The sequence below is a fragment of the Streptomyces sp. A18 genome (assembly GCF_059026065.1).
Genome location: NZ_JBWLKL010000076.1, coordinates 1 through 19,777 on the forward strand (window position 1 = coordinate 1; position 19,777 = coordinate 19,777).

The 19,777-nt window shown below is 72.1% G+C and carries 20 protein-coding genes and 1 pseudogene; 9 read left to right on the top strand and 12 right to left on the bottom strand.

The window, feature by feature from the left end:
* The 3 genes and pseudogenes from AC5P1C_RS42425 to AC5P1C_RS42435 all read left to right on the top strand — a co-directional run.
* Nucleotides 1-126, top strand: a pseudogene (locus AC5P1C_RS42425) (rodlin); the annotation flags it as partial.
* Nucleotides 127-334: 208 nt separating this feature from the next.
* Nucleotides 335-592 (top strand): chaplin, encoded by a 258-nt coding sequence (locus AC5P1C_RS42430; protein WP_493871359.1) that lies wholly within the window; start codon nt 335-337, stop codon nt 590-592.
* Nucleotides 593-712: 120 nt separating this feature from the next.
* A complete protein-coding gene (locus AC5P1C_RS42435) occupies nt 713-1,519 on the top strand; it encodes a chaplin (protein WP_493871360.1) in 807 nt (268 codons plus the stop codon).
* Between the two features lie 246 nt (nt 1,520-1,765).
* Here AC5P1C_RS42435 and AC5P1C_RS42440 read toward each other — a convergent pair whose 3' ends face one another.
* Together AC5P1C_RS42440 and AC5P1C_RS42445 are read right to left on the bottom strand one after the other, a co-directional pair.
* Nucleotides 1,766-3,034 carry an NAD(P)-binding domain-containing protein gene (locus AC5P1C_RS42440; protein WP_493871361.1) on the bottom strand — a complete coding sequence of 423 codons (1,269 nt, stop codon included), beginning with the start codon at nt 3,032-3,034 and terminating at the stop codon, nt 1,766-1,768.
* Nucleotides 3,034-4,365 (bottom strand): carboxylate--amine ligase, encoded by a 1,332-nt coding sequence (locus AC5P1C_RS42445; RefSeq protein ID WP_493871362.1) that lies wholly within the window; start codon nt 4,363-4,365, stop codon nt 3,034-3,036. The genes AC5P1C_RS42440 and AC5P1C_RS42445 overlap by 1 nt, the downstream gene beginning before the upstream one ends.
* 130 nt (nt 4,366-4,495) lie before the next feature.
* Between AC5P1C_RS42445 and AC5P1C_RS42450 the strand changes: the two genes are divergently transcribed.
* Nucleotides 4,496-5,740 (top strand): glycoside hydrolase family 26 protein, encoded by a 1,245-nt coding sequence (locus AC5P1C_RS42450; RefSeq protein ID WP_493871363.1) that lies wholly within the window; start codon nt 4,496-4,498, stop codon nt 5,738-5,740.
* On the opposite strand, the gene AC5P1C_RS42455 is transcribed toward AC5P1C_RS42450, so the two are convergent.
* From AC5P1C_RS42455 to AC5P1C_RS42495, 9 genes are all read right to left on the bottom strand, one after another.
* Nucleotides 5,741-6,853, bottom strand: a complete 1,113-nt coding sequence (locus tag AC5P1C_RS42455) for a GNAT family N-acetyltransferase (RefSeq protein WP_493871364.1) — start codon at nt 6,851-6,853, stop codon at nt 5,741-5,743. It lies immediately after the preceding gene.
* 5 nt (nt 6,854-6,858) lie between these two features.
* On the bottom strand, nt 6,859-7,557 hold the full coding sequence (locus AC5P1C_RS42460; RefSeq protein ID WP_493871365.1) for a YveK family protein: 699 nt from the start codon (nt 7,555-7,557) through the stop codon (nt 6,859-6,861).
* A complete protein-coding gene (locus AC5P1C_RS42465) occupies nt 7,557-8,687 on the bottom strand; it encodes a glycosyltransferase (RefSeq protein WP_493871366.1) in 1,131 nt (376 codons plus the stop codon). The genes AC5P1C_RS42460 and AC5P1C_RS42465 overlap by 1 nt, the downstream gene beginning before the upstream one ends.
* Nucleotides 8,684-9,469 carry a polysaccharide deacetylase family protein gene (locus AC5P1C_RS42470; RefSeq protein WP_493871367.1) on the bottom strand — a complete coding sequence of 262 codons (786 nt, stop codon included), beginning with the start codon at nt 9,467-9,469 and terminating at the stop codon, nt 8,684-8,686. The genes AC5P1C_RS42465 and AC5P1C_RS42470 overlap by 4 nt, the downstream gene beginning before the upstream one ends.
* Nucleotides 9,459-11,120, bottom strand: coding sequence for a murein biosynthesis integral membrane protein MurJ (gene murJ / locus AC5P1C_RS42475; protein WP_493871368.1), 1,662 nt, complete (start codon nt 11,118-11,120; stop codon nt 9,459-9,461). The genes AC5P1C_RS42470 and murJ overlap by 11 nt, the downstream gene beginning before the upstream one ends.
* A complete protein-coding gene (locus AC5P1C_RS42480) occupies nt 11,117-12,412 on the bottom strand; it encodes an O-antigen ligase family protein (protein WP_493871378.1) in 1,296 nt (431 codons plus the stop codon). Before AC5P1C_RS42480 ends, murJ begins: the two co-directional genes overlap by 4 nt.
* 98 nt (nt 12,413-12,510) lie before the next feature.
* Nucleotides 12,511-13,992: a sugar transferase gene (locus AC5P1C_RS42485; RefSeq protein ID WP_493871369.1), complete on the bottom strand. Its 1,482-nt coding sequence runs from the start codon at nt 13,990-13,992 to the stop codon at nt 12,511-12,513.
* Nucleotides 13,989-15,143, bottom strand: a complete 1,155-nt coding sequence (locus AC5P1C_RS42490) for a glycosyltransferase (RefSeq protein WP_493871370.1) — start codon at nt 15,141-15,143, stop codon at nt 13,989-13,991. The genes AC5P1C_RS42485 and AC5P1C_RS42490 overlap by 4 nt, the downstream gene beginning before the upstream one ends.
* Before the next feature lie 31 nt (nt 15,144-15,174).
* Nucleotides 15,175-16,278, bottom strand: coding sequence for a DUF3344 domain-containing protein (locus AC5P1C_RS42495; protein WP_493871371.1), 1,104 nt, complete (start codon nt 16,276-16,278; stop codon nt 15,175-15,177).
* A gap of 348 nt (nt 16,279-16,626) precedes the next feature.
* On the opposite strand from AC5P1C_RS42495, the gene AC5P1C_RS42500 reads away from it, so the two are divergent.
* The 4 genes from AC5P1C_RS42500 (at nt 16,627) to AC5P1C_RS42515 (ending at nt 19,030) form a co-directional block, all read left to right on the top strand.
* Nucleotides 16,627-16,866, top strand: a complete 240-nt coding sequence (locus tag AC5P1C_RS42500) for a chaplin (protein ID WP_493871372.1) — start codon at nt 16,627-16,629, stop codon at nt 16,864-16,866.
* A 177-nt stretch (nt 16,867-17,043) separates the two neighbouring features.
* On the top strand, nt 17,044-17,757 hold the full coding sequence (locus AC5P1C_RS42505) for a hypothetical protein (RefSeq protein ID WP_493871373.1): 714 nt from the start codon (nt 17,044-17,046) through the stop codon (nt 17,755-17,757).
* A gap of 210 nt (nt 17,758-17,967) precedes the next feature.
* On the top strand, nt 17,968-18,249 hold the full coding sequence (locus AC5P1C_RS42510; RefSeq protein ID WP_493871374.1) for a hypothetical protein: 282 nt from the start codon (nt 17,968-17,970) through the stop codon (nt 18,247-18,249).
* A 277-nt stretch (nt 18,250-18,526) separates the two neighbouring features.
* The gene (locus AC5P1C_RS42515) at nt 18,527-19,030 is read left to right on the top strand and encodes a DUF5949 family protein (RefSeq protein WP_493871375.1); all 504 of its coding nucleotides are present in this window, start codon (nt 18,527-18,529) and stop codon (nt 19,028-19,030) included.
* A 97-nt stretch (nt 19,031-19,127) separates the two neighbouring features.
* On the opposite strand, the gene AC5P1C_RS42520 is transcribed toward AC5P1C_RS42515, so the two are convergent.
* Nucleotides 19,128-19,331, bottom strand: coding sequence for a hypothetical protein (locus tag AC5P1C_RS42520; protein ID WP_493871376.1), 204 nt, complete (start codon nt 19,329-19,331; stop codon nt 19,128-19,130).
* A 135-nt stretch (nt 19,332-19,466) separates the two neighbouring features.
* On the opposite strand from AC5P1C_RS42520, the gene AC5P1C_RS42525 reads away from it, so the two are divergent.
* Nucleotides 19,467-19,777, top strand: a 311-nt coding sequence (locus AC5P1C_RS42525; protein ID WP_493871377.1) for a vitamin K epoxide reductase family protein, incomplete at its 3' end; no start/stop codon positions are given.

Consider the following 19,777-nt stretch of genomic DNA (forward strand, 5'->3'; position numbering starts at 1 on the left):
ATCCTGTCGGCGCCGCAGAACCAGCAGTGCACCGAGAACTCGACGCAGGCCAAGGGCGACGAGCCGCTGTCGCACATCCTGAACGACATCCCGGTCCTGTCCGGGAACGGCGAGTTCAACGGCTGATCTGCCGGTGTGAGGCCGCTCGGGCTGCCTGCCTTCTCCAAGGTCTGGCAGCCCGAGCTCCTTCATTTTTGAATGCGGTAATTCGGGTGAATTTTCTGAACGGGCGGGCCCGCCGGTTTCTTCCGCCCCGTCAACTCGTTTGCAGGCTGCAGGTCATGGTGCGAGACGTAAACAGAAGTGCTCGCTCGGTTTCGACTGCCAGATCGGCATGACCACAGAGAAGGGAACATCTGTGAAGCACAAGAAGAGCGCAACGATCATCGCTGGTGTCGTGATGGCCATGAGCATGGCGGCCCCCGCGTTCGCCGACGCCGGCGCCGAGGGTGCGGCTGTCGGATCCCCGGGCGTTCTCTCCGGCAACCTCGTGCAGGTCCCGGTCCACGTTCCGGTCAACGTGTGCGGCAACAGCGTGAACGTGATCGCCCTGCTGAACCCGGCGTTCGGCAACACCTGCGCCAACGTCTGACGTAGCACCCAGCCACCAGGCTGTTTCATGGCCGGCCTTGGACCGTCGCTTCGACTCCAAGGCCGGCTTTCCACTTGCTCAGAGGAAGACAACTAGATGCGACAGGTCATTGGTAAAGGGATGCTTGCGACCGCGGCCGCGAGCAGCATCCTCTCCCTGTCCGGCTCGAACGCGTTCGCCGCGGGCGGGGACGCCGTGGCGGCGAATTCGCCCGGGATCTTGTCGGGGAACAGCGTCCAGGCCCCCCTGGACGTACCGGTCAACGCCTGCGGAAACACCGCGGACGCGGCCGCCGCGCTCAACCCGACCACCGGCAACAGCTGCGCCAACTCAGGGGCCAGTGCTCCGCAGCAGCACACGAGCGCTCCGCAGCGAGCGGCGACGCAGGAGCGTGCGGCCACCAGGACGGACGAGGGGGGCGGGTACGGCGACACCTCGGACACGGACTCGTACTCCGGCTCGCACGCGGGCACCCAGTCGCTGGCCCAGAGCGACGCGAGCAACTCGCCCGGCATCCTGTCCGGCAACAACCTCCAGGCGCCCCTGGACGTTCCGGTCAACGCCTGCGGCAACACCGTGGACGCGGCGGCCCTGCTGAACCCGGCGTTCGGCAACGAATGCGCCAACGGAGCGCCCGCGCCGACGCCCCCGCAGCACGAGACTCCTCCCTCGTCCGAGACGCCTCCCGAGGCCGTCGAGCCGCCCGTCGAGCGCACCGTCCCCAGGCCCGCGCGGCCCGCTGAGGCGCCGCAGCACCTCGCGTCCTCGGTGGCCCGGCAGATGCCGTCGGCCGAAGGGCGGGCCGCCGCCCAGCTGGCCGAGACCGGAAGCGACCAGGAGCTCATCGCCGCGGCCGCGGCGAGTGCCGCTCTGCTGATCGGCGGGGGGATCCTCTACCGCCGTGGGCGCGCCTCGTCCGGCCGCTGATCGGCCCGGACAAGCCGCTGGCGGGGAAGAGACACCCGAAGGTCTCTTCCCCGCCAGAACGGGAGGGGGGCCGGCCCGCGAAGGGGGTGTCGCCCACCCACGGCGAAGACGCCGACGGCTGGCGGAGGGCAACAGGCCCGTCCCATGACGACAGAGTCCACCACTTGATCGCCGCCATCGAAGAACCGATTCACCCGTTCGCCGACGGCATCACCTGATCGTGTTCCCGGCAGCCGGGATCCCCGCTCAGCGCTTGACGGCGCTCACGGGTACCGGGCGGCTTCGCCCACCGACCGGCGCCGAGACGGCGGGGCTCACCGGCCGTCGCCACAGGCTCCGTTGGACGCCCCGTACCAGCCGTCCCGCCGTGAACGAGGCACCCTGCACGAAGCGCATGGCCGGGCCGAAGCTGGACGCCGTGACCAGGCCCGCCAGGAACAAGCCGGGGTACGAGGACTCGAACTCCCTTGAGGCATACGGCTCTTCGGCCGCGTTCACCGCCAGGGCGCCGCACAGCTCCGGGGACAGCAGGCCGAGGCGGGCGCCGGTGGCCTTGAAGCCCGTGGCCGCGATGACGTGGTCGGTGTCGATGTCAGGGCCGCCGCACGCGTTGCCCACCGTCCTGAGGCGCACCCGGCCCCCCGCGGCCGACGCCGTGACGACCTCGTGGTCGAGCAGCACCTCCACGCGTGACTCGACGCGGTCGCGCACCCACCAGGCGCCCGCGGGGCCGAGCGCCGAAGCCGAGACGCGGGCGCGGGTGGCTTCGGGGAGGCGCCGGAAGCCGCCCGGCATCTCGGCGTAGAACCAGTTGCGCCATCCGCAGCCGAGGCCGCTGTGCGGGGCGCGCGCGGCCTCCCACCACGGGCGGTTCCAGGCCGGGGGCACGCTGTTCCAGCGCAGCCTGCGCGACCGGGCGAGCACGCGCACGCTCGTGCCCTGCTCGGCGAGGAGCGCGGCGGTCTCCAGGGCGGCCTGGCCACCGCCGATCACGGTGACGTCCTTGCCGCGGAAGCGGTCCAGGTCCCGGTGGTGGCTGCTGTGCGACACGTACTCCCTGCCGAGCCCGTGCAGCGCCGAGGGGATCTCGACGAAGGGCAGCACGCCGACGGCCAGGGCCACCGTGCGGCCGCGGATGCTCTGGCCGTCCTCCGTGACCACCTCGAACCCGCCGGGGCAGGTGCCGACCGACGTCACCATGCGTTCGTCGACGTCCGGTACGGCGTGCTGCGCGAACCACAGGCCGTACGAGGCGAACGTCTCCACGGAGATCGGTCGGCCGTGCCGGGCGCGCATGCCGTTGCGCTCGCAGTACGCGGCGAGGCCGTAGCGGCGCCGCGGGTCGGAGAGGTTCGACGCCCAGGGCTCCGACTTCAGGAACATGCCGCGCGGCATGTGGTCGCGCCAGGACGCCATGGGTCTGCCGAAGACGCGTACGTCGAGTCCGGCGTCGGCGGCGTGTGACGCGATGGAGAGCCCGTAGGGGCCGGCTCCGACAACCAACAGGTCATACATCAGCAACTGCTCGCTCTCTCGTCGTCGATACGGGCGTCCTCGGCACGGCCCGAGCCGTCGGGCGCGCCCGCCTGGCGCACCATCCGCACCCGCACCTCCTCCCCCGGCGGCCCGGTGGGGCGAACCGTCCGCCGCAGCCGTCCGAGGAGCCGTCGCGTCACGTGCCGGCACCACAGCACCCACATGGCGAGCGCGGGAGCCATGTCGTCCTGGGCGTGCCAGGCCAGCTCCCGGCGGTGTGAGGCGGTGGAGGTCGGCCCCGCCGTCAGCAGGACGCGCAGCGCGGCCAGCGGGGAGTAGTTCTCCACGACGAACGCGCGGCCCGGGAGGACGGCGGCTGCCGGCAGCGGGCGGTGCGTCATGTCCAGGTGCTGGGCCCGCACCACGTCCAGGTCGGCGCCGTCGGCGAACAGCCGGAACTGGGCGCCTGGCCGCGGGTTGAAGTCGAGCAGGCAGTGTTCGCCGGTCGCGGAGTCCACCCGGAAGTCGAGGTCGAAGATGCCCCGGTAGCCCAGCGTGTCGACCAGCCGGTCCACGTCGGCCCGCAGGCCCGGCTCAGGCGTCCACTCGCCCACCGCCGTCAGGCCCGCCCCGCGTGGCCAGGAGCGGTGCTTGCGGCCGGAGCCGCCGCCGCGGACGACCCCCGCCCGGTCGGCGTACCCGTGGACGAACCAGTCGCGGCCGGGGCCGTCCGGCAGGAAGGCCTGGAGCAGGAGCCGGCTGCCGGCCTCCTCGCTGCGCCGGTAGAGCTCCTGGGCCTCACTCGCCGACCTCACGAGGACCGTGCTGCGCAGCCCCGTCCCGGCGGGGAGCAGCCACGGGCGGCTCCACTTCGCCACCAAGGGAAGGCCCAACTGACGTACGGCTGCGGCTGTCTGGGCCATGGACTCCGGCAGGAGCGTCTCCGGGTGCGGGATGCCGGTCGCGGCGCACACCTGGGCAAGCGTCGCCTTGTCCGCCACGCGTTCCGCGAGTCCGCTCGCCTGGTCCGGCAGGAGATAGACGTCGGACAATTCCCTCTGCAGCCGCCCGATCGCGAGGGCCCCCGCGTCGTCCATCGGAATGAGGACGGACGGCCGGGCCACCCGGTGGGCAATGCGGCGCAGTACGGTGGCGATTTCCTGGAGCGACGCTCCCGGCGGCGGCGGAGGGTGCGTCTGGTGCAGATACCGCGATCTGCGCACCGGGCTCTCCGCGGAATCCGCCGCCGCTACGTGAACCTCCACTCCCGCGCGGCCCAGCGACCGAACCGCTCCGAGTGTGCCGTGATGAAAGGGATTCCGGTCGATCCGCAGCAGAACGGCGGGGACCCGGGTGTCAAGAGTTAGCACGGCCAAATCCTCTCAATTCGATCCCCCATGCGAGCGATGGGCACGCCCAGAGGATTAGGGGCTCGATTGGCGCAATAGAAATACATATGACTGAGTGTCAGTGGATGGAGGCGCAGCATGAGGAGCGGCCATGGCTTTGCAGAGACGCCGGATCACCAGTAGACGGATGGCATTCATTGCCACCGGAATCGTCGTATCGGCAGCGCTCGCCGTCGGACCTGGCCAGGCGTGGGGAGCGGGGCAGGAGCCCGATCCACCGGTGAGCCTGCCCGGCCTGCCGACGACGGCACCCGCCCCGTCCCCCTCCGCTGCCACCCCGGCCGCCCCTGCCGAGTCGGCCGCCCCTGCTGTCCCTGGCCGCGAGAACCCCGCGTTCGGCGCCTACCTCACCTACGGGCCCCAGGGCGTGGAGCGCATGGCGGAGCTCAGCAGATGGCTGGGCGGCGCCGAGCTGCGCGTGGGGCACACCTACCTGCCGGGCGACCGGTGGAGCAACATCGAGGGGGCGCCGAACTTCCTCGAGAGCTGGGCTCAGTGGCGGCGCGAGAAGGCCGACCGGCTCTTCGTGCTCAACGTCCCCATGATGGAGCGCAACGAAGAGGGCGTCGGCGACTCCGAGGTCCGCTCGCTGCTGCGCCGGGGCGCCGCGGGCGAGTTCGACAAGCATTACCGGACCCTCGCCGAACGGCTGGTGAAGCTGCGGGTTCCGGACACCGTGGTGGTGCTCGGCTGGGAAATGAACGGCATCACGTACACCCATCGATGTGGTCCCGACCCGGAGGCCTGGAAGAAGTACTGGAAGCGCATCGTCACGACGATGCGTTCGGTGCCGGGCCAGAAGTTCAAGTTCGACTTCGCGCCGAACAGGGGCCGGGACGCCGTTCCCTGGACCGAGTGCTATCCGGGCGACGATGTCGTGGACGTCATCGGCATGGACTCGTACGACCAGCCGGCGGGCACTGATTTCGCCGAGCAGGTCAGCGAACCGTACGGCCTGAAAAAGCACGTGGAATTCGCGAAGGCCCACGGCAAGGAGATCTCCTATCCGGAGTGGGGTCTTTTCCGCAACGGCGACAACGAGGAGTACATGCGGAAAATGCTCGCCTGGATGGACGAGCACAAACCGCTCTACAACACCGTCACCGACTACTGCCCGCACGGCGTGTGGCAGTGCGACGACAATCCCAAGTCGTCCAAGGCCTACCGGTCCCTGCTCTTCGGCCGTACGGACACCGGGCCGACCGCACCGGAGCCGACGCAGCCGACCACGCCCACGACGCCGCCGAACTGTTCGCCGCTGAACCTGGGCGAATGGGTCGAGCACTGGCTGGGCGGCAAGCTGTGCATGCGCCTGGACTGGTACAAGAGGCGCTGATCAGGACCGTTCCCGGCCTTCCCGGCGTTCTCTGCGCCCCCGCAGGAACTCCTTGCCCCGGCTGCGGGCCGCCGCGTCCCACGCGGCGGCCCGCAGCACGGGAGCGGTGCGCCGGCGGGCGAGCAGCAGCCGGTGGTTGGTGACCGCGACGGGGCGCCAGTGGTGCTTGTACGGCTCGTTGCCGCGCAGGAGGCTCAGGACCCGGCTCCGGTCGCCCTCGGCGTGCTCGGTGCAGGCGTTCAGGAGCATCGTCGCCACGTCCACCTTGCGTTCCCGCAGTTGTGGATGCGCCCCGTAGAGGTAGCCGCCGACCAGATGGGGCGAGAGCAGGGTCAGATCGGCGGCCACCACGGCGTCGTCGAGCCGGAACTCGGTGACCACCGCGTCCCCCGCCCTGACCATGAGCCCCACCGACCTGATCAGGTGCTCGGAGAACCGCGGCTGGAGATGCTCGGACGTCACCTTCCGCCCCTGCCACTGGAGTTGGTGCAGGCGCAGGAGTGTGCGCACCGACGCGTCCACCTCGTCGTGCCGTACGATCCGGCGCTCGACGCCCAGCGCGTCCATCTTCCGGATCTTGGCGCGCGCCCGCTGGGCCCGCGGTGCGGGCAGCCGCCCGAGCAGCTCCTCCATCGACGCCGCGGGCAGCTCGAGGCAGAGCGAGTCCGCGAGGCGTAGCCGGGGCCCGCGCCAGTGCTCGTAGATGCGCTCCACGGCGGCTCCGGACCGGACCTCGCGGAAGTCGATCAGGGCGCTGCGGGCCAGTTTCGCCAGGCCGCCGGCCAGGGCGTCGGCGGCCTCGTCGGCGCACGCGTCGTCGAGCAGGACGTCGGTGAAGTCGGAGATCGCGCCGCCCAGCGGCACGAGCGCCGGGAGCGGGACGTACGCGCGCATCAGCGGCGCCGCCGCGACGAGCTCGCCGCCCCTGCGCACGAGGACCACGCGCAGTCGCCCGCTCATGCCGTAGGAGAGCCACCACGAGTGCAGCCACGCGTGGCTCTGGAACGGCGTCGCCGTCCGGCACCTGCGGTGCAGCCGGGCCCAGGCCGCCGCCAGGCTCCCGAACTCGCCTTCGTCCGTGCAGACTTCGACGGACAGGGCGCTGTCGGCCACCCCCATCACCTGTCCCGGCCACGGTCGGCGGACTGCGCGGGACCCGGCACCGAAGCCGCCTCCGTGTCCTCGACGGACTCGACGGACTCGACGGACTCGACGGACTCACCGCGCCGGGGGCGCACCAGGAGGGCGAGCCCGCCGAGCAGGCCGCCCGCGCAGCCGCCCACCAGGGCGGTCATGGGCGCCGCGGCCGAGGCGGGTTCCGCGGGCTTGACCGCGCGGGAGAGCTGCAGGAGGCGCACCTGGGTGCTGTCCTTGGTGTGGTTCGCGTTGCTGGTCAGGGAGCGTGACACCGCGTTGGCGATGTCGGCCGCCTTGCCGGGCTTGGCCGCGGTCGCCGAGATGGAGATCATCGGGGCGTCGGGCGACGTGGCCGCCTGCACGCTCTCGCGCAGCGTCTGCGGCGAGACGCCCGACTCCACCTGGGCGTCGCCGAGCACCGCGACCTGGGTGGCGACCCGGCCGTACGCGGTGGCGAAGCCCAGCGCGGCGGTGGGGTCGGAGCCCTTCTCCGGCACGGCGATCACATAGCTCGTCGCGGTGTACTCCGGTGTCTTCACCGCGCCGTACAGGCCGCCGGTCAGGGCGCCGAGTACGGCACCAGCCGGCAGCAGCCACCACGCGGGCAGTCGCTTCACGCGGGCCAGCATCGGGGCCGGGAGACCGGCCGGGCGGTGCCGCCTGCTGAGGGTATCGGTCATCAGGAACTCACTCTCGGGGTCGAGCCGGAGGCAGCTGCCTCGTAGACGTGCATCAGCTGTGCGGCGCTGCGGGTGATGCTGTAGTGGTGCGCGGCCTGAAGGGCGAGGCGCCGCCGCGGCCCCGCCGACCGGACCCGCAGCAGCGCCCGCGCGAAGGAGTCCGGGTCGCCGGTGACGCGCTCGGCGCCGGTGGCCGCGCCCGGCGGGAGGTCCTCGATGGCGGGGCAGCTGACGTAGAGCACCGGCAGACCGGCGGCGAGCCCCTCCACGACGGCAAGGCCGAAGGCCTCCTCGGGCGACGGTGACGCGAGGACGTCCATGGCGCCGAGGAGCGCCGGCAGGTCGGTCTCCTCGGCGGACAGATGAGGCCGCTCCCCCGCGAACAACACCCGGTCGGCGACGCCCAGTTGGCCCGCGACGGAGCGCAGCCTCTCCTCGTCGGGCCCGCCGCCGACCAGCAGCACGTGGACGTCACGCGGCAGCGCGGCCAGGGCGTGCAGCAGGACGTCGAACCGCTTGCCCGCGGCGAGGCGCCCCACCCCGCCGACCACGAACGCCTCGTCGGGAAGCCCCAGTTGGCGGCGCGCGGCGACCCTGGCCCGCGGGTCGAAGCGGAACCGCTCCATATCGATGCCGTTCGGTACGACGTGGATGCGCTGCCGGGGCACCCCCCACCGCCTGAGCCGCTCGGCGACGGACGGGGAGACCGCCACCGTGGCCCGCCCCAGGCGCTCACCGGTCAGGTACAGCGCGCGGACGCCCGCGGTCAGCGGCCGACCCTCCATCTGCGAGTCGCCGAGGGAGTGTTCGGTGGCGACGACGGCGCGCGTCCCCGCCAGGCGGGCGGCGATGCGTCCGTACAGGCAGGCGCGGAAGAGGTGGGTGTGCACGAGGTCGTACCCGCCGCCGCGGATGACCTTCGCGAGCCGGGGCACGGCGCCCACGTCACGGTTGCCGGACATGCCCAGGTGGATGACGCGCACTCCGTCGGCCGTGAGGCCTTCGGCGACCGGGCCCGGGTTGGTGAGGGTGACGACGTCACAGGTGGCGGGCAAGTGGCGCAGAAGCAGGCGCAGTTGCTGCTCGGCGCCGCCGACCCCGAGGCCGGTGATGATGTGCAGGGCCCTCATTCGGCCACCGCCGGTGCACGGACCGTGCGGCGGCGCAGCCGGGCGAGCCGCAGCTTCAGCTGGAGCCGCAGGGCGGTGTCCTCCTGCCCGATGTGGACGCGCGGCAGGGCGTGGAGGCCGGTCAGGGGGCCCGGGGAGATCGCGCACGCGTAGCGGTAGCCGGCCGCTCGTACGGACTCGACGACGCGCGGGTCGACGGTGCCGTACGGATAGCAGAAGCCCTCCACCTCGCGGCCGACGAGGTCGGACAGCGCGACCCGGCTGCCGCTGGTCTCCTGCCACAGCAGCCGGTCGTCCGCCCGGGTGAGGTCGACGTGGGTCAGGCCGTGCGAGGCGACCTCCATGCCCTCGGCGGCGATGTGGCGGATGCCGGCCGCGTCGAGCAGCGGTTTGCGCGGGCCCAGCGGATCCCAGGCGTTGTCGCCCGCGAGGCGGCCGGGGAGCACGAAGACGGTGGCGTCGAAGTCGTAGCGGTGCAGGAGCGGCAGGGCGTGGTCGATGAAGTCGGTGTAGCCGTCGTCGAAGGTGAGGCCGACCAGGCCGCGTCCCTCGCCGCGGGAGCGCGCCGTGAGGAGCCGCGTCATGCTCACGCCGCGCAGGCCCTGGCGGCGCAGCCAGCGCAGTTGGGCCGCGAGGCGTTCGGGCGTGACGGTGATTTTGTAGGGGTCGTCCGCGCAGTTGTCCACGGAGTGGTACATCGCCACCCACGTCGGCGCTTCGGGCAGCCAGTGCCGCGGGCGCCTCGAACGTGGGGTCTCACCAAGGGCTGTGTCAACGGACATGCGCGAGCTTTCGTGTGGCGGATGTGACGGAACGGACGACGGGCTCGAAGGCCCGTGCCTTCAGGGCCCAGAGCACGAGCGCGAAGACGGCGGCGACGGCCGCGGAACCGACGGCGAAGCCGGCGAGCGGCGAATCGACGCGGCTCGCGAAGGCACCGCCGAACCCGGTGGCGCACACCATCGCGGCCACCGGCTTGGCCAGTTCGCCGAGCACGCCGCGGACCCGGATCGGCACATTGCGCGGGCCCATCCCGCACAGCAGCACGAAGGCCGTGACGCTGATCCCCGCCGCGTTGGCGAGTGCGATGCCGCGTACGCCCCACAGGTCCACGGTCCAGCTGCCGATCGCGGCGGTGGCGGTCACCCCGACCGCCATCGCGCCCAGCGGGAACCACGTGGCGCGCCCGCCGGAGAAGTAGGAGCGGACGAGCGCGCCCACCAGCGTGTGGCCCAGGAGCCCCAGGGCGTACACGCGCATCACGGCCGCCGTGGCGACGGCGTCGTCCGCGGTGAACGCGCCCCGCTGGAAGAGGAGTTGGATGAGCTGCGGCGCGCAGGCGATGACCACGGCGGTGCCGAGCAGGACCACGCAGCCGGCCAGCCCCAGGTCCCGCTCGACGCGCGACCTGGCGCGCTTGACGTCGCCTTCGGCCAGGGCCCGCGCGACGACGGGGAGCGTGACCGTGCACAGCATCAGGGAGAGGATCATCGGCACCTGCGCCACTTTTTGCGCGTAGTTGAGGTGCGAGATGGCCCCCGACGGCAGCGAGGACGCGAGGAAGCGCTCGATGAGCACCTGCGACTGCCGGCACAGCGCGAACAGCAGCACCGTGGCGACCACGGCCCTGCCCATCAGCGCCGGGGCCGAGGGACCCGGCTCGCTCTCGTTCGGCGCGTCCGCGGTGTCTCGGGTGAGCCGGCGCCACAGCGAGGGTGCCTGGACGAGCACCATGAGTACGCCGCCGACCGCGACGCCCAGGGCCGCCGCCCGGACGCCGTAGCGGGGGGCGAGGACGAACACCGCGGTGATGATGCCGATGTTGTAGAAGACGTAGATGGCGGCGGGGGCCACGAACCGGCGGTGGGCGCGCAGGGCGGCGCTGCAGTACCCGGCGAGGCCGAACGTGAAGACGCAGGTGGCGGTGAGGAGCGTGCAGTCCACGGCGAGGCGCGGGTCGGGCAGGCCCGGCGCGAGGACCTCCACCAGGACCGGCGCCCCCAGCATGAGGAGCAGCGCGACGACCCCGGATGCCAGCATCAGGCGGGGCAGCGACGCGGCCACGAGGGCGCGGACGGGGTCGCGGCGGGCACCTCGTCCACGGCGGGCGAGCGCCATGCTGAACGCCGGTACGAGGGCGAAGGCGAGGCCGTCCTCGATGAGCAGCGTGGTGGCCACCTCGGGGACGGTCCACGCGACGAGGAAGGCGTCGGTCTCGGAGCCCGCCCCGAAGAAGTGGGCGAGCGCCTGGTCGCGTACGAGCCCGAGCACCGCTCCGGCCACGGTGAGGGCCGCGGTGATCAGCGCGGCCTTGGCGAGAAAGCTGCTGGAGGGGTCGGAGCCCTCGGCGGGCTCGGCCTCGGTGGTCCCGGTGGCGGGGGCGGGCACCTTGCCGGCGGGTCCCGCGTCCACGGAGTGGGTCGTGGAGGTCATCGCGGGACCTCCCCCGGCATCGACGCCGACAGGGCACGGCCGGACAGCGCCCACCAGGCCACGAGGCCGAGGACCACGGCCATGAGCACCGTCGTGGGCCCGCCGATGTCGGCGTACGCGAAGTCCACCAGCTGCCAGACGAGGAGGCCGCACGCGACGAGCGCGCAGTCCATGCCCGCGCTCCCGCGTGCGCGGTTCAGCCGCCGCAGGCCGAGCAGCAGGAACGCCGCCCAACTGCCGACCAGCGTGCACAGGCCGAGCAGCCCCTGCTCGCCGAGGACGAGCAGGTACATGTTGTGCGGCGAGAGCAGCGGCTGCCTGCTGAACGCGGCGCCCGCCCCCGCGGTGTCGCTGGCCGAGGAGAGGGCCAGCGACGCGTGGCTGTCGCGGTGGTCGGGGAAGGCCTTGAGCCCCACGCCCGCCACGGGCTCGTCGCGCCACATGTCCACCGCGGCGGCCCACATGGTGTACCGGTCGGTGACCGACTGGTCGGGGGCGTCGGTCACCTGCGTGATGCTGGTGATCCGCTCCTGCAGCATCTGGGTGCCGATCCCGAACCCGCCCACGAGGACCACGGCGGCCGCGGCCACCACCGCCAGGACCCGCAGCGCGCGCCGCACCCCCGCGAGCCCCAGCAGCGCACCGCACGCCACGACGGTGGCGATCCAGGCGCCGCGGCTGAAGGAGAGCGCGAGCGGAACGATCAGGAGCAGTGCGCAGACCAGCGCGATCCGGCGCTGCTTCAACCCTGTCTGACGCCGCGTCGGGGAGGGCGGGCCGAGCGCGAGCGCGACCGCGCACACCAGGCCGTACGAGACGACGGTCGACATTCCCATGACGTCCGACGCGCCGAAGGTGCCCACCGCCCGGACGTCCGAGCCCATGTAGCTGGCGCCCGTCCCGGTGACGTACTGGTAGACGCCGACCGAGCCCTGGAAGAGGGCGAGCCCGATGAGGGACCAGGCCACCAGGCGGAAGTCACGGCGGTCGCGGACGAGCATCAGGACCGCGGCCGGTACGAGGACGAAGATCTGCAGGTAGCGCACCAGGCCGGTCGCCCCGGCCGACGCGGTGCTCGCGCCGACCGCCGCGACCGCGATGCCGATCACCGGAAGCCCGAGCACGACGGCGGCGGTCCGGGTCAGCGGCCGACGGGCCCCGCGCACGGTGCGGGCCACGCACCAGAGCACCACCAGGGCGGAAGCGGCGTCGGCGGCCGTGCCGCCCCCGGAACCGCCGGAGCCCCCGTCCCCCGGCGGCGCAGGGAGCGCGAGCAGGGCGACCAGGGCCATGACGGGCAGGACGGGTCCGGCACCGCGGAGTGCCGAGGAGAGCGCCGCGGCCGGTGAACCGGCCGGGAACAGCGTGATCGAGGCACCGTTCACCCGGGTCAGCTCCCTGTCGGACGGACGAGGGACGCGGCGGTGCGCAGCAGGATGCAGAGGTCCTGCCAGAACGACCAGCTGTCGATGTAGGCGTTGTCGAAGCGGCACCGGTCCTCGATCGATGTGTCGCCCCTCAGCCCCTGGATCTGGGCGAGTCCGGTGATACCGGTCGGCATCCGGTGGCGCTCCGCGTAGCCGGGGTACGTCTGGCTGAACTTGCCGACGAAATAGGGGCGTTCGGGGCGCGGGCCGACCAGGCTCATGTCGCCCCGCAGGACGTTCCACAGCTGGGGCAGCTCGTCGAGCGACGTACGGCGCAGGAACTGGCAGAACCGGCTCATGTGCTGTTCGCCCGCGACGGTCCACCGGGTCGCTGCCTCGTGCGGGTCGGCGGGACGGTGCGTGCGGAACTTCAGCAGGGTGAACGGCCGTCCGTCCCTGCCGATGCGCTCCTGACGGAAGATCACCCCGGGTCCGTCGGTGGCCCGCAGGACGGCGGCGCACGCCAGGAGCACGGGGCTGATCAGCAGCAGGAGGATCCCCGATGTCATGACGTCCAGGGCGCGCTTGCTGAGGCTGAAGTGCCGGCGGCTCGCGGGCACGAGCGAGCGGCAGGGGAACCCCGCGAGCCGCCCGGTCCTGCTCTGTCTCCCCGGCACGTCGTAGCCCGGTGGCTGCGTCGCGTCGATCGCCCATACGTCGCAGCCGGAGCCGCTGAGCGCGCGCAGCCACCCGATCTGCTCAGGGCCCGGCGTCGGCCCGACGACCAGGACGGTGCGTACGGCGTTCTGGATGACCGCGCGGCGCAGCTCCTCCATCGTGGAGAGCACCGGCAGTTCGGCGGCCCCCTCCGGCTCCGCGCGCTCGGCGGGCGCTTCGCCCACGATGCCCACGGGACGCACCCCGGCCTGCGGATGGCGGAGCACCGCCTCCGCGACGCGCCGCGCGACGGCTCCGGAGCCGATCACCAGGGCCGGGCGCGGCTGGCGCAGCGTCGCTCTGCGCGCCCACCAGTACAGGGAGCCGCGGCCCGCGCAGCACAGCACGCTCTGGAGCGCGGCCGCCGTGCACAAGGTGGTGAGGGAGAGCGGGCTCAGGACGGAGAGGCTCGCGGCGACAAGGCCTACGGCGCACCAGCTCACCATGGCCTGCCAGGCGAGCGACGGCAGTTCGTCGAGGGCGGAGGGCACGGCGAGCGGGCGGTAGAGCGCGGCGCGCGCGTTCAGGCCGGTCACGGCGGCCAGGAGCAGGCCCACGAGCAGGGGGTGGCGCTGCGGATCGGTGAGCAGCACGGTGCCGAGCAGGGCCGCGCTGCAGTCGACGGCGACCAGGGGGAGGGCCGACGAGCGGCGCGCCGAAACCCCCCACTTGATGCTCGTCCTGAGGCCGCCCCTGGCCCTGCGGGGAGGGATGACCGAGGCGGTGGCGGTGGCATGGTCGGCCGCCCGTGGCTGCGCGGCAGGGGCGACGGTTCGTTCCGCACTCACGGGTTGCTGGACTCCCTGCACTTGATGGGCCCCACGCCCAGTAGCTCGCGGTACACGGCCGCGACAGCGTCCGTGGTGTGCCGCACATCGTGGGTGTTCAGGACGTGGCGGTGCGCTGCACGGCCGAGGGATTCACGAAGGGGCGGATCGCCGAGCAGCCCGACGAGGGCTCGCGCCAGTGCCTGCGGGTCCTCCGCGGGAACAAGGCCGTGGGGCACGAGTCCGGGCGGCAGGCTCTCGCGCGCACCGTCCACGTCGGTGACCACCACGGGACGGGCACAGGCCATCGCCTCGAGAGGTACGAGTGCCATGCCCTCCCAGCGGGACGGCAGGACCACGATGTCGGCAGCCTGGTACCAGGGGGTGGCGTCCTGGACGGCTCCGACGAACCGCACGGACGCGGGCGCCCGCTCGCGCAGACCGGCCGCGTCGGGTCCGTCCCCGACGAGGACGAGGCGGGCGAGCGGCATCCGCCCGGCGACCGCGGCCCAGGCCCGCAGCAGGACGTCCTGACCCTTCTGCCGGCACAGCCGCCCCACGCACACCACCAAGGGCGCCTGCTCGGAGAGGTCGAGCGCGGTCCGCGCGGCCTGCGCGGCCACGGGCCGGAAGCGTTCGACGTCGACTCCGTTGGGGATCACGGACCACCGCGCGTCGATCCCGGACCGCTGCCCGGTGAGCCGCTCCGCCTCGCTGACGCAGACCACGTGCGTGGCCCAGCGCGCCCCGAAGCGCTCCCAGCGCAGGGCGAGGCGGGCGGTCGTGCCGCCGACGGCCTCGAAGGACCAGGCGTGCGGCTGGAACACCGTGGGGACCTTGCCGCGCAGGGCGAGCCGGGCGGCGAGCCCGGCCTTGGCGCTGTGCGCGTGCACGATGTCGGGCCGCAGTTCGTCGACGATGCGGGCGAGGCGCCGCACCTCGTCCGGCAGCCCCGGTCCCGGGGAGCGGGCCGCCGCCCACCCGTGGAAGCCGCTGCCCAGGCCGCGCACGGCGTCCGGCAGACGGCCGCTGTCCGGACACGCCACGTCGACCCGCATCCCGCTGGACAGCTGGGACTTCACCAGGTCGGTGACCACGCGTGCCACTCCGCCGTCGACGGGCTGCGCGACGTGGAGGACGTGTCGCCGGGGGTCTGTTGATGACAGTTGCATGCACGGCGCCTTGCTCAGGGGGAAGGTGGTGCTACCGCTTCGCGTCGACAGCGGCGAAGAACACCCCGGCCCACGCGGACTCCCGCTGTGACGCGAGACGGATGAGCAGACCCTTCCGGTCGGCCTTGAGCCCTCCGCCGAGCCGGAAGATGTCGGAGTCGTAGCCGAGTGTGTTGGCGTAGGCGGGCGTCCTCGCGCTCTGCCTGCCCGGCTCGCTGATGGTCGAGTTCAGTACGTCACGGGCGGGGTTCGCCCGGTCGGAGAGCCGCACGGGCCTGCTCCGGTCGGTCGACACGGTGAGCGTGTCGCCGGTCGTCCCGCGGTCGCCGTTGTACGTGACCATGCCGACGCTGCCCTTCGCGCGGGCCGAAACCGGCGCGCCGCTCAGCCGCATGGCGTGGCTGCGCTTGCCCGCGCCGAAGGAGTCGAAGCCGTCCCACACGGTCAGGTGCCGCAGCGGTGCGGCCTCGTTCTCGTACGCGACGACCAGGGTCCAGCCGCCCCACGCCCCGGCCTTGGTGTGCCCCTTGGCCACGTTGACCTGCGCGACGGTGTAGAGCCCCGCGCCGCTGGCCCTGACGAGGGGCGTGACGTCGACGGATGCCTGGAAGGCGTCGGCTCCGTCGGCGGTGCGGTGCCCGACCAGGGTGTCGGCCTTCACGTTCTGGTAGCTGCCGCCGGGTTCGGCGATCAGGGCCTTGCCGTTGTCCTTGGCCGGCTTCTGCTCACCGACGCGGAGGTTGCCGCCCCAGTACAGGCGCGCGTACGACACCCGCGATCCCTTCGGGAGCCGGACCTCTCCGCGGCTGGAGTTGTAGGTGTTCGGGTCCTTGTCGACGTCGACGTAGAACATGTCGAAGTCGTTGTTGGCCGCCGCCCCGCCCCCGCGCGCGGACGGGCACGACACCGCGCGGGCGGCCATCGGCTTCCGGCAGGTGATGGCCGTGTTGGCGGCGCGGGTGATCCCGCCGTGCTGCAGCGCGTGATAGCGCTGCGCGAACTTGATGCTCGGCGCTTCGGCGGGGACGGGGGGAGCGGGCGCGGCCACGGCGGGGCCGCCCGGCGTGGCGACCACCGCGAGGGAAAAGGCGCACAGCGTCACGCGACGCAGTAGGGGGCCCAGGGATTTACGCATGACCGGCGTTGCCCTTTCGGGAAAGGTTCCGAACCAGAAGGGAGAAATTAAATGCGACAGTCACACTCGGCTCGTAACTGCTCGCATCTTGTTCTTTCAAATGGCTTCAGGAGGAGAGCAACACTAGCCGCTTTCCGCATTAATCCAGGAAGGCTGACAAGTGTGTCGGAATGGTGAAGTGCTGAACGCTCGTGACCCGCCGGGAGCACGGCTCACGGGCCCTCCGCGTTAACCCCGCGCCAGCAGATCACCCTTTTGGGCCCACAACCCTTGCGCGTGCCGTCCGTTGATCCATGGGCCGGGCACCCCGCCCTGCCGATGCATCAACTGACCAAGGAGCAACTCTCCATGTCGCGTACCGCGAAGGCCCTCGCCCTCTCCACCGTTGCCATGGCCGCTGTGGCCGGCAGCGCCGGCATCGCCGCCGCCGACGCCGGCGCCCAGGGGGCCGCCACCCACTCCCCCGGTGTCGCCTCGGGCAACGCCGTCCAGGTCCCGGTCCACATCCCGGTCAACGTCTGCGGCAACACCGTCAACGTCATCGGTCTGCTGAACCCGGCGTTCGGCAACACCTGCGTCAACAGCTGACACCTCAGCAGCACGCCCTGTGCGAAGGCCGTTCTCCCCCGAGGAGGGCGGCCTTCGTCGTTCCCGCGTGTGACCCGGGCGGCCGCCTTGCCCCAAATGGCAGTCGCTCGGTTGCGGTCGGTGTCCACCGCTTTCACGGTGAACACAAGATCCGACGCATCACCGAAGGGAACATCCATGCGCGCTCTGCCCGTACGGCGTATCGCGACCACCGTCCTGTGCGCCTCACTCCTCCTCGGGGCGGCCGGCCCCGTCATCGCAGCCGAAAACGACACTTCACACGGCGGCGTCCAGGAGGCGGCCCGCGCGCCCGTCCCCGGAGCGGACAAACTGCTCGGGCAGGCCAAGACCCTGAGCGACGCGGGCGGTGTGCTCACCCCGGTCACCGAGCTGCTCACCGCCATCCTCAAGGCGGACAAGGGTCAACTGCCCGCCGCGGAGGCCACGAAGCTCGCCGACGCGGCGAAGGCCGCCATCACGAAGGCCTCGGCCGCGGCCCCCAAGGCCCCTGCGCTGCCCGAGACCCCGGCGGCCCCCGACACCGCGGCGCTCCCGGAGACCCCGGCACTGCCCCAGGCCCCGGCGCTCCCCAAGGCGCTGTCGGACGACGACGACAAGGCGGCGGCCGACCCGAAGGCCGACGCCCTCAAGGCACTGCAGACCGCGGTCGACGGCCTGGTCAAGGCGGCCACCGGCGGCGACGCCACCGCGGTGGCCACCGCGGTTCCGACCGTGCTCACCGGCCTGGTCAACCTCGTCGCCGCCACGCTGCTCGGCGGTGGCCTGCCCGCACCCGACCTGGCCGGGCTGCCCGCCCTGCCCAAGCTCCCGACCGACGCGGCCAAGCTGCCCGCCGCCCCGTCCCTGCCCCAGGCACCCGCCCTGTCCTGAGCCTCGGTCAGCACCCGTCGCGTCGGCCTTCTCGGCCGGCGCGACGGGCTTTTCACGCGTCCATCTCATACGAGAATGAGACACCGCGTTCGTTCGGGTGGGTTCCGGGAATTTCCGCCGCACAGAGTTTCCGCAGTACACAGCGCTCGTTACCCATGGAGAAGTGAAGATCCCCTCTGGCGACCGCCCGTCGCCGAAGAAAGGAACACGATGAAGCCCCTGAAGGCTGCCGCCGTCGTTGCCGGATCCATGGTCATCGCAGGTGTCGCCGCACCCGCCTTTGCCGCCGACCTCACGCCCACCAGCCTGAACGGTGCCCTGGACACGATCGCCGGTTCGACGTCGAAGATCGACGCGGCCCCGCTGGCCACCAACGCCCTTGACACCGAGAACAAGGACTCGGTCGTCAACACCGTCTCTGGTGCCGCGGACAGCCTGCACGCGGGCGGCGGCGCCGGCAAGCTTCTCGGCGGGCTCCCCGTCTCGAAGTAGCCGTTCCCGCTTCTCCCTGACGCTCTTGAAGGCCGTACTGCCGCGAGCAAACGGCACGCAGCAGTGAGGGCCGGTTCCGCAGACGCATTCTGCGGAACCGGCCCTCGGGTCTTTCCCGGCCATTTCAGCGCTGTCGGCTTTTCCATGGCCTCAGTTCGACTGAGGGGCCCCGGAGTTCGACCGAGGCGTGCCCCGATCGTGTGATCGCGCGCCCGCACTCACCCAGTCAAGTGACAGGCGGGGCCGGGACGTCGGGACACATCGATACGGTTCCGGGATGACCTCGACATCGAGCGAAACCCGCACTTTCCGAGCCACCGATCTCGGCACCCTCACCGTGGTCTCCTGGAGTGGTGAACACCCGGGGGACGAACGGGACATGGCGTTCCTGCTCGCCTATTCGCTGGGCGACGGAAAGGGCGGTCCAGAGGCCGCGACCGAAGCCATCGAGCTTCTGCTGGAGAACACCGGACTGCCCATCGGCGGCCCCGTCGTGGAGAGTTCCCGCAACCCGAGCCTGCCCGTCACCCTCCTCGTCCAGGCCGGCCAGGCCGTCCTGAACATGCCGCACCTCAACGCCCAGTGCGTCGTACCGCCGGAGTGGCTCGCCGCGGTGGGCGAGCGGGGCCAGGCCTACTTCATGTTCACCACGCGCCCCTGGCCCGAGGCCAAGCCCGGGATCCCCGTCTCCGAGGAGGACCTCGCGGCGTTCGCGGGCGCCGAGGAGACCATGACCAACGCCGCGCACTGCCTGCTCACCCCACGAAGCCTGCGCGGCTAGGACCGGCCGCCGGCGGACCGCGACGCGGCGGGTCCCGCCGGTCGGGACGGACCGGCGGGACCCAGCGCTCTGTGACGCGGCGGTTCAGCGCATCACGTCAGAGAAGACCCAGGTGCAGGTCGGCGTCCAGCAGGTCGTGGTCGTGGTGGTGGTGCCAGCCGCAGCCGCCGTGGTCGCACGGGTGGGAGGTCGCCGCCTTCTGCGCGGGAACTGCCGCCGCCTGAGCGGTGGTTGTGAACGGGACCGCCATGGCCAGGGTCAGCGCGGCGGTCGCCGCGACGCGACGAAGCGTGATCTTCATGGGGGATCTCCTAGATCCGTTGGGGACGCGATCGACGCTAATGAGCCCCGCAGGGCCTGTCCTGCCGAGAGATGCACAACTACTGCAAAAGGGTGCCGGGCCCACCGCCCGTCCACCCGGTGAGGACCGCAGCCGATGCACACCAAGACGCCTCTGCCCGAAGCCCGCAGGCCCGAGTCCCCATCAGGGCGTACGGCGCCGCCACCCGGCGGTACCGGCGAGAGCCGTGCCTTCGCGCTGCTGTTGGTGATCACGGGTGCGGCCGGGCTGCTCGCGGCGTGGGTCATCACGCTGGACAAGTTCAAGCTGCTCGAGGACCCGGACTACACGCCGGGCTGCAGCCTCAATCCGGTGGTCTCCTGCGGCAACATCATGAAGAGCGACCAGGCGTCGGTCTTCGGCTTCCCGAACCCGATGCTGGGCATCGCCGCGTACGCCGTCGTGAT